Annotated in this window: 8 protein-coding genes; 5 read left to right on the top strand and 3 right to left on the bottom strand. The window is 60.7% G+C overall.

Going from position 1 to position 9,386, the window contains the following annotated elements:
• Positions 1–250: 250 nt before the first annotated feature.
• On the bottom strand, positions 251–1,705 hold the full coding sequence (locus tag WA237_RS18240; RefSeq protein WP_336099399.1) for a M81 family metallopeptidase: 1,455 nt from the start codon (positions 1,703–1,705) through the stop codon (positions 251–253).
• Between the two features lie 85 nt (positions 1,706–1,790).
• A complete protein-coding gene (locus WA237_RS18235) occupies positions 1,791–3,383 on the bottom strand; it encodes an ABC transporter substrate-binding protein (protein WP_336099397.1) in 1,593 nt (530 codons plus the stop codon).
• A gap of 117 nt (positions 3,384–3,500) precedes the next feature.
• Here WA237_RS18235 and WA237_RS18230 point away from each other — a divergent pair, with 117 nt between their 5' ends.
• Positions 3,501–4,298 (top strand): helix-turn-helix domain-containing protein, encoded by a 798-nt coding sequence (locus WA237_RS18230; RefSeq protein ID WP_336099395.1) that lies wholly within the window; start codon positions 3,501–3,503, stop codon positions 4,296–4,298.
• Positions 4,299–4,351: 53 nt separating this feature from the next.
• On the opposite strand, the gene WA237_RS18225 is transcribed toward WA237_RS18230, so the two are convergent.
• A complete protein-coding gene (locus WA237_RS18225) occupies positions 4,352–5,377 on the bottom strand; it encodes a GlxA family transcriptional regulator (RefSeq protein ID WP_336099405.1) in 1,026 nt (341 codons plus the stop codon).
• Between the two features lie 128 nt (positions 5,378–5,505).
• Here WA237_RS18225 and WA237_RS18220 point away from each other — a divergent pair, with 128 nt between their 5' ends.
• Genes WA237_RS18220 through WA237_RS18205 form a run of 4 tightly spaced genes read left to right on the top strand, consistent with a single transcriptional unit; the run spans position 5,506 to position 9,359 of the window.
• Positions 5,506–6,495: a TRAP transporter substrate-binding protein gene (locus tag WA237_RS18220; protein WP_336099394.1), complete on the top strand. Its 990-nt coding sequence runs from the start codon at positions 5,506–5,508 to the stop codon at positions 6,493–6,495.
• Positions 6,496–6,528: 33 nt separating this feature from the next.
• Positions 6,529–7,023, top strand: a complete 495-nt coding sequence (locus tag WA237_RS18215) for a TRAP transporter small permease (RefSeq protein WP_336099393.1) — start codon at positions 6,529–6,531, stop codon at positions 7,021–7,023.
• Between the two features lie 3 nt (positions 7,024–7,026).
• Complete coding sequence (locus WA237_RS18210; RefSeq protein ID WP_216016712.1) at positions 7,027–8,307, top strand: TRAP transporter large permease; 1,281 nt, start codon at positions 7,027–7,029, stop codon at positions 8,305–8,307.
• Positions 8,308–8,339: 32 nt separating this feature from the next.
• A complete protein-coding gene (locus tag WA237_RS18205) occupies positions 8,340–9,359 on the top strand; it encodes a proline racemase family protein (RefSeq protein ID WP_246557873.1) in 1,020 nt (339 codons plus the stop codon).
• Positions 9,360–9,386: the final 27 nt, after the last annotated feature.

Below are 9,386 nucleotides of genomic sequence, written 5' to 3'. Positions count from 1 at the left end.
AGCCGGATCGACGAGCTCCTGCCCTGGAACTACATGCCGTCAAGCTGATCCAGGGTGAGGTGCAGACGTCGCTTACCTTTTAACCATGCCCCAAATTAATGACTTTCGCTTTCTTATGGAAATATCGTGCGGTACGGAAATTCGAATATGGCCCGATTCTCGTTTTTAAAGTCAAGTTTGGCATCATGAATTTGAGTCATCTTGAAGGATAAAAGCCCTACCGTACCCGCTCCCTTATCCTCCTTGGAGGTCACTCCAACGCCTCTAACACCTGAGGCCAGCAGTCTTGCCCACCTCGGGTATAGGTAAAGCGGCCAAAATCGGGACAGGAGCCACCGGGCGAACCGATCTGTATGACCTTCGAGGCGATGCGGGCGAAGGGCGCGTAGAAATGGAAGGTAGATTTTACCGCGACGACGGATTTGCGGGCGAGATCAATCCCCAGCTGTTCAAACGCTTCGGGGTGGTAAACCTGCGTGCGCAGATCGTTGATGACGAGATCAACATCCCCGGCCAGCTTGAGCCAGACCATCGTGCCGAGCGGTTCCAGACCGGGGCCAAGATGCTGTCCGAGGCCACTGCGAATGGCCATGACCTTCGCCTCAATGTCGAGCGGCTGGCCTGACTCACGGCCGAGCTTGCCGCCGATCCGAAGCTGAAGCTGCGCGCCTTCGCCGGCATCCTGACAGAGGCGCACGGCGATCGGATCCCAAAAGAGGCCGCTCGCGAAATTGTCGAAACCATGCTCGAGCATCGCGCGCAGCAAGAAGGTTGCATCGCCAGGCGCGCCAGCCCCTGAATTATCCCCCATATCCGCGAGAACCACCGGAGCCGCGCCCTGCGGTGTCAGCTCCGCCAGCACGGTTTCAATGCTTGGGTAGTCTGTGGTCACCGCGTCTCTGCGCGCGACAAAGGACCGGCCGAACTGTTCTGCGACGCGGCTGGCCAGTTCTGGATCAGCGTCTGTGATCACCAAGACACGCGCCCCGACGTCGGCGACATCCGCCCAAGGGAACCCATGTGAGAGCGACACGGAAAGGATGCCGGGTTCCCGCTCCAGCGCGTTCATCTCTTGGACCACATTCTGCATCTCGCCCTGCTTGGTCAGGAAAAGACCCAGCATCTTGCAATCATAGATACGCATGACAGGCTGAATGTCTTTCCGGCTGAGCCGCAAAGACATGTCAAAGAGCTCTTCCGCGCGCGGCGTGGCGTCGTCGTGCGGGTATTCCTTGAAGCAGATCATCAGATCGCTCGCGGCGCGCATCCGTTCGGTCAGATGGCAATGCAGATCGAGGGCCACGCCAATGATCGCGTCCGGGTAAAGGCCGCGAAGTGCCTGCAAAAGATCTCCTTCGCAATCCTCCACATGTTCGGCCACCATGGCGCCATGCAATTGCAGCAGGATGATATCGGCCCCTCCAGCCGCAGTCAGATCCCCGAGGATTTCAGCCTTGAGCCGGTCGTAGGTCCCGGCAACCGTCAGGCCGGCGGGCTCGGCGATGGCGGCCAGGCTTTCGACGACTTCCCAGCCCAATGCCTCGGCCTTGGCCCGCCAAAGATGCAGAGCCTCTGTCATCAGGTTGGGGGGATCTTGCGTGGCGGTGCCATGGCGCAGGTAGAAATCCTCAAACCCGCTCAGACCCGTGGGCATTGGGGAAAACGTGTTCGTCTCGGTCGACAGCGTCGCCATGAATAAGCGCATGCGCAAAGTCCCTTACGATACATGAACAAAGTTTGGGCGCGCCGGATGCGACCGGCATGCCCTATGTTTCACACCCGCAAGCGCATTATGCCCGCCACCAGCGTTCCATAAAGCGCGATCCATCGAGATCGAGGTTCGAAGCGAATTGATCCGGCGTGCCGACGGTCTCTCCGGTGGCAAAGACGTAATTGGCAAACATGGGAATGGCGACCGCCCCTTGATTGGCGACGATATCCTGCATCTCGTGATACATCTCGCGCCGCTTTGCCTCATCCAATTCGGCGCGGGCCTCTGTCAGCAGCTGATCAAAGCGCTCGTGGGACCAGAAGGCCTCGTTCCAGGCCACGCCCGATTTATAGGCCAGCGAGAACATCAGATCTTCGATCGGGCGGCCAGCCATATAGCTCGCGCACCAGGGTTTCTTTTGCCAGACATCGGACCAATACCCATCATTAGGCTCGCGCGAAACCTCGACGGTGATCCCGCATTGTTTGGCCGAGTTCTGGATCAGGAGGCTGGCGTCGATGGCCCCGGGGAAGGCCGCATCCGAGGCCGACAGGCGCACACGGAGATCGTCGACGCCGGCCTGTTTGAGGAAATGCTTGGCCCGGTCGGGATCAAAGGTTTTCTGTTCAAGCGTCTCGTTGAAAAACCGCTGCCCGCGCCCGATCGGATGATCATTGCCGACGGCGCCATAGCCAAAGAGGATCTTTTCCACCAACTCTTCGCGGTTGATGGCGTATTTCAATGCTTGACGGACATTGTTGTCGTCAAGAGGCGACGCATTGGTGAGCATTGGGAAGGTGTAATGCTGGGTGCCGGCGACCGTGTGTAAGGACATCCCCGGCTTTCTGCCCATGAGATTGGCGGTCTTGAGGTCAACCTTGTCAATCAGATCGGCGTCACCGGTCATCGCCGCGCTCATGCGGGCGTTGGTGTCCAGCAAGACGAGCAGCGTCCACTCATCCACATGGCCGACCTGATCGTTCCAATGGTTCTCAAACCGTGTGAGCCGCGCCGAGATGCCTGGGTTGAACTCTTCGAGCTTGTAGGCGCCGCAACCGATCCCCGATTTCCAATCTACCGCGCCATCCTGAGAGGGCAGAACGGGGAAGTGATAATCGCTCAGCACAGCCGGAAAATCGGCATTGCCCGAGGACAGCTCTATCAGGACCGTCCCCGATCCGTCCGCCTGGATGTTTTCGATCCCGGCCACCAGCGGAGCACCCGCCGATTTCGTATCCTCGCCCCGGTGGTAGTTGATTGAGGCGACGACATCCTCTGCCGTGACAGGCTTGCCGTTGTGGAATTCGACCCCTTTGCGCAGGGTAAATATCCATTGACGGGCGTCAGGGCTGGCCTCCCAGCTTTCGGCGAGCGACGGGGTCACGTCGCTCTGGGTGTCGATCTCGGTGAGAAAGCCATGCATCCCCATTGCGAGCGGAATGAGAAACCCCGCTTCGGTCCGCGCCGGGTCCAGCGTGTCGGTGGTCGCCCCATGGCCCAGACCTGCGATCAGCGAGCCGCCCTTCTTTGGCGCGGCGGCGGCGCGGTTGGCGAACCCCGCCCCAAGGCCAAGCATCACCCCCGAGGCGAGAGCGCCCCGCAGGAGGCCGCGCCGCGACGGCGTCGCGATGGCCGAGGTCAGGGGCTGCGGATTGATCTGGCTCGTCTTCATGTCCTTGTCTCCCGAATCTGGTTTTGGTGGCAAGATCGGCTAAAGAACATCCGTTCACAATTGAGCCATCTACACCTACTGTAAGCGAGTTTAAGCGCTTTGGAGATGACGACCCCCATGCCAGACCCTGCCTCTCCCCTGCCGGAAAACCTTCGCTATCTTTGCGCTGACAAACCCTCCGTCGCCAAGGTCTGCCGGGATATCGGGATCAATCACCAGCAGTTCAGCAAATACCTGTCCGGGCGGAGCGTCCCGTCCCCCAACAATCTGCGGCGCATCGCCACCTATTTCGGGGTGGAAGAAGAGATGCTTGGCGGCCCGCTCGAGGCGTTGAAATCCCATCGCGCCGCGCAGTATCCCGCGCGCCGCAAAGTTGATGACGATCCTTTTGCCGAGGCCTTCCCCGGTGATTTCGCGCATTTGCGGAGGTATCTGGGCGCGTATCAGGTTTTCTTTCTCTCGCCTGCCGCCCCCGGCCAGATTGTCGTCAACGCCATCTTTCTCGATGAGCGGTCGGGCATGGTCTACTCGCGCCTCATTGAAACCATCCCCAAGAGCTCTGGCCTCACCCGCCGCTATACGCGCTGTGACGGCAAGGCGGCGCTGCATGCGGATCGGCTCTTTGTGGTGGATTTCGAGGCGATGAATCAGGGGGCCTTTTCCATGACCTCGCTTGTTCTGCCGCATCGCCAGAACAAGGATTACCTCTTTGGCAAGATGTCCTTTCTTGCCTCCCTGCCCCGCCGATCCCCCTATGCCTCCAATGTCGTGTGGAAACGCATGAAGGCCTATCATTCGCCCCGAGACCTCTTGCGAACCTGCGGCTTTTACCCCGCAGACAGCCGCCTGATCCCGCCAGTGGTGCGGCGGTTCCTCGAAACGGGTCAGGACGATGCGCGCGCCGAAGATTTTTAGAGCCGGTGCGCCAGAGGAGTGCTAGCTCTCGCGAGCGCTCTTCACCTCGTCGCTCAGATCTTCGCCGCAACCAGCGAGGCGCCGGGCGATTTGCGATATTTCGCCGGGGTCATTTGGTATTGCTTGGCAAATTCGCGCTGAAAATGCGAGGCGTCAACAAAGCCCACTTCGGCCGCGATGGTGGAGACCGGGGCGGTGGAATGAACCAGACGCCAGGCACCATAGCGGACACGCAGCGATCTGAAATAGCGGGACGGGGTCATGCCGAGGCTGGCCTGAAAGCGGCGCGACAATTGGCGCGAGCTGAGCCCGACCTCCTCTGCGAGGCTTTCGGTCAGGAACGGCGTGTCGAGATTTTGCTCCATGATGGTGGCGCAGCGGCGCACGATGGGGTCGCGCAAGTCGCGGATCTCTGATGCGAAATGCGCCTGTGGCGAAGAGGCGTCGCGCCGGTCGTTCAAGACCATATGCCGCAGGCTTTGCTGCGCCTTTTCCGCCCCGCAATGGCGATTGATCAGATGCAAGGCCAGATCCTGCGATCCGGTGGAGCCGGCGCAGGTGATCCGATCGCCCACATCGAGAAAGATGCGGTCCGAGATTGCCTCGACCTTGGGGAATTGCTCGGCAAAATACTCATGCACGTTCCAATGCACGCAGGCAGTTCGGCCATCCATCAGCCCGGCACGCGCGATGTTGAACGTCCCGGTGCAGAGCCCGATCAGCGGGATGCCGAGCTTGTCCGCCTCCCAGAGATATTCGGTGAGCCAGGCAGGCTGCACACGGGTGGGATAATCATTGCCCCCGGCCACGGCCACGTAATCAAAGCGGCGCGGATCGACCGGCAAGGCATCGGGCGAGATGGACAGGCCGCAACTGGCGCGGACGGGGCCCTTGCCCATGATGACCCAGCCGCATTCGATCTGCCGCGAGCGGCCCCCGGTGTCCGCGGCCAGTCGCAAGGCGTCCACGAAGCCGGAGAAGGCATTGAGCGTGAAATTGTCGAGGACCACGACGCCGACCCGAAGTTTCTGGGTGCCGCTTTGAAAGGCGGTCAGGCTCGGCACGGGGCGGGCGCGCATGATTTCCAACAGTCATGTCCACTTTGTGCAATAAGCTGTCTGAAATATCCTATTAACCATTCGACGGCCTGTCTATCCTGCTAGGCCATATGACGCATGCAAAAAATCAAACAATAGGGAGCAAGACCATGATCAACACTTGGAAAACAACTTGTTTTGCCGTCGCGATCTCCGCGCTCGGCGCGGGTGCGGCGATGGCGCAGGACGCGGTGTTCCGGGCCAATATGCCGGGGAACGAAGACTCGATCGCCTATAAATCGGTGGAGCGGTTCGACCAGACGCTGAACGAGCTGACCGGCGGCGCGGTCGATATCAAGCTTTTCGCCAATAGCGCGCTGGGCGATCAGGAAAGCTCGCTCGAAGCGATGCAGACCGGCCTCTTGGATATGGCGACGATCGAAACGCCGATCACCTCGGTCGTGCCTGAACTCGGGGCGACCGCCCTGCCCTATATCTTCTCGGGCCGTGAGCATGTGGCGCGGGCGCTCGACGGCGAGGCTGGCGACAAGATCGAGGCGATGCTGGTGGCCAAGGGGCTGCGGCCTGTGGCCTTTCTCGAAGGCGGGTTCCGTCAGATCACCAACAATGTGCGCCCGATCAACACGCCGTCGGATCTCGAGGGCGTAAAGATGCGCACACCGGGCAGCGCGCTGCGGATCAAGATCTTTAACGCCTATGGTGCCAACGCCTCGCCGCTGCCATTCAGCGAGCTTTACTCGGCGCTGCAAACCGGCGTGTTCGACGGCCAGGAAAACCCCGTGATCTGGGCCAAATCCCAGCGGTTCTACGAGGTGCAGGAATATCTTTCGCTGACCAACCACCTCTATACGGTGACCTATCTCCTGATCAGCGAAGACAAGTTCCAATCGCTGAGCGAAGAGCAGCAGCAGGCCGTGATGCAGGCCGGTGACGCGGCCGAAGCCTATTCGGTCGAACTCGGCACGCAGGCGGATCAGGAAATCGTCGATTTCCTCAAGGAGCAGGGCATGCAGGTGAACGAGGCAGACGTGGCCGCCTTTACCGCCGCCTCGCAGCCCATCTGGGACGAGTGGGCCGGCGAACAAGGTGCCGTGGCGCAGGAGCTGATTGAGCTGATCAAGGCCGAGCGCCCTGAATAATCCGCTCGACCAAGGGACAACGAGGCTTACGCCATGATCAATCGAATACTGGAAGCCATCATTGCCGGTCTGCTCGTCGCAGCGGTTGGCGTGGCCTTTGTCGCGGTCATCTATCGCTATGCGCTGGACTCCGCGCTGAGCTGGAGCTTCGAGCTCTCCCTTGCTCTGCTGACCTATATCACGTTTCTGGGGGCCTATCTGGCCCTCAGGAAAGGCGCCCATCTCAAGGTGACCTTGCTGGTCGACCGGCTGCCACGCCCCCTGCGCGGGGTCAGTTTTCTCTTCAATCAGGTGCTGATTGCGATGCTGGGCTGGATCATGCTGTGGCATGGCGGGCGGCAGGTGATGCGCTTTGCCGATCAGACCACGACCGTGCTCGAAATCTCGACCGCCTGGTATTACGCCGCGATCCCGGTGGCAGGCGGGCTGATCCTGCTCGATGCCATCTGGCTGATGGGCGTCGGCGCGATCCGCCTGTTTCAGGGCAGTGAGGCTGATCCGCGTCCGAACCAATCCGGGGAGATCTGAACGATGACCCTTCTTCTCGCGCTTTGCATCCTTCTCGGTCTCATCGGCTTTGGTGTGCCCATTGCCGTTGCCCTGATCGCGATTGCCGTTGGCATCTTCTGGATGGCCGATGTTGATCAGCTGATCGTGGCGCAGCGCCTCTATCGCGGCGTTCAGAGCTTTCCGCTGCTGGCTGTGCCGCTCTTTATTCTGGCTGGTCAGATCATGAGCCGGAGCGGCATTTCCGGTCATCTCGTGGCCTTTGCCAAAACGCTCGTCGGGCAGATGCGCGGCGGTCTGGCGGCGGTGAATGTCGTGACCTCGATGTTCTTTGCCGGGATGAGCGGCACGTCCATGTCCGACACCGCCGCCGTGGGCGGCATGATCATCGATCCGATGGTGAAACGCGGCTATTCGCGGGCCTTTACCGGGGCCGTCACGGCCGCCTCATCGACCATCGGGATCATCATTCCGCCAAGCGTTCCAATGGTCATTCTCGGGGCCTATCTCGGCATATCCACCGGCGCGCTGTTTGCCGCGGGGCTGATTTCCGGGGTCGTTCTTGGGCTCGCCCTGATCTTTGTGGCCTGGCTCATCTCGATCCGTGCCGGCTATCCGGTGGAAGAGAAGTTCGCGCTGCGTCGCGCCGGGTCGGCCTTTGTGAAGGCGCTGCCGGCGCTCTTGATGCCGGCGATTATCCTCGGCGGTATTTTGGGCGGTATCTTTACGCCGACCGAAGCCTCGGCCGTGGCGGTGGTCTATGGCGCGGCGGTGGGCATGTTCTACTATCGCACACTGACGCCCGCGCTGCTCTATCAGACGCTTTGCGAAGCGGCCGTGCTCAGCGGGGCGGTCATGCTCGTCACTGCTGCCGCCCATGTGATGGGCTTTGCCTTCACCTATGAACAGCTCGCGGACAGCATCCTGCGCCCGCTGGCCGAGCTCGAGATGTCGCCGGTGATGTTCCTGATCCTGCTCAGCGTGATCATGATCGTGGCGGGCACCTTTCTCGACGGTATTGCGATGATCTTTATCATCGTGCCGCTGTTCTTCCCGGCCACGGAAATGCTGGGCATCGACCCGGTGCATTTCGGCATGGTCGTGGTTCTGTGCTGGGGCATCGGCCAGCAGACCCCGCCGGTCGGGGCCGCGCTGTTCATCACCTCGGCGATTGCCAAGGTCGACATGCTGTCGCTCACCCGCGCCAACCTGCCCTTTATCGGGGTCATGCTGCTGGTCCTGCTGGCCGTGATCCTGTTCCCCGAAATCCTTGTCCTGTCGGTGCCGCGCGCCCTGGGACTCTGACCTGTGTTTTTGACGAAAGAAGGCCACCACTCATGATGAACAAGAATCGCTTTATCGACGTTATCTATACGCATACGGATGGCGAACCGACCTGCATCATCCCGCCTGATGCGATCCCCTATCCGCATGGGCTCGACATTCGGGGCAAACGCGACTTTATCCGCGAGAATTACGATTATGTGCGCACCGGGCTCTTGCGGGAACCGCGCGGGCATCACGACATGGTCGGCGTGTTCGTGACGCCGCCCTCCAGCCCGGAGTTCGACGCTGGCATGCTCTGGTGTGACGGGGATGATTTCATGGAGATGTGCGGCCATGGCACCATCGCCCTGTCGATGGCGATGATCGCGCATGGGATGGTGCATAGCGGTGATACGGATGTGGCCAAGATCCGCTTTGAGACACCTCCGGGGCCGGTGACCTCCGAGGTCGGGTTCGAGAACGGTCAGGTCGCCTGGACCCGGTTCCAGAACGTTCCCGCCTTCGTGCTCGAGGCCGATGTGCCCGTCACGCTTCCCGAGGTGGGCGAAGTGACTTGCGACATTTGCTTTGGCGGCAATTTCTTCGCGGTTCTGAAATGGCCCTATCCGAACCGTCCGATCGGACCGGAGAACGGCAAGATGCTCTCTGAGATGGGCGTGATGGTCAAAGACCAGATCAACGCCAAGATGACGGTCCAGCATCCCACCGAGAGCCAGATCAAGGGGCTGAACTTTACCACCTTCTGGCAAGAGCCGGATCACCCGGACAGCCTCTATCGCAATGTGCATGTCTTTTCCGATGGCAAGCTCGACCGCTCGCCCGGTGGCACCGGAACCTCGATGATGATGGCCTATTTCGAACGTCGTGGCGCGATGAAGATGGGTGAGGTCATCCGCTCGGAAGGTCTTCTGGGTATTGGCCGGTTCGAAGGTGAACTGATCGGCGAAACCGACCTCAACGGGGTGCGCGCGGTGATCCCCACCGTCAAAGGCACCGCCAAGGTCACGGGCTATGCCAAATGGCTCATCGACGAGACGGACCCGGTCGGTCGCGGTTTCGTCGTCACCTGATCCGAAGGGATGCTTCGGGGCGTGCCG

Origin of the sequence: Roseovarius sp. CH_XMU1461, assembly GCF_037027165.1 — a bacterium.
Classification (GTDB): domain Bacteria; phylum Pseudomonadota; class Alphaproteobacteria; order Rhodobacterales; family Rhodobacteraceae; genus Roseovarius; species Roseovarius nubinhibens.
This window is presented reverse-complemented; position numbering and strand designations above follow the sequence as displayed.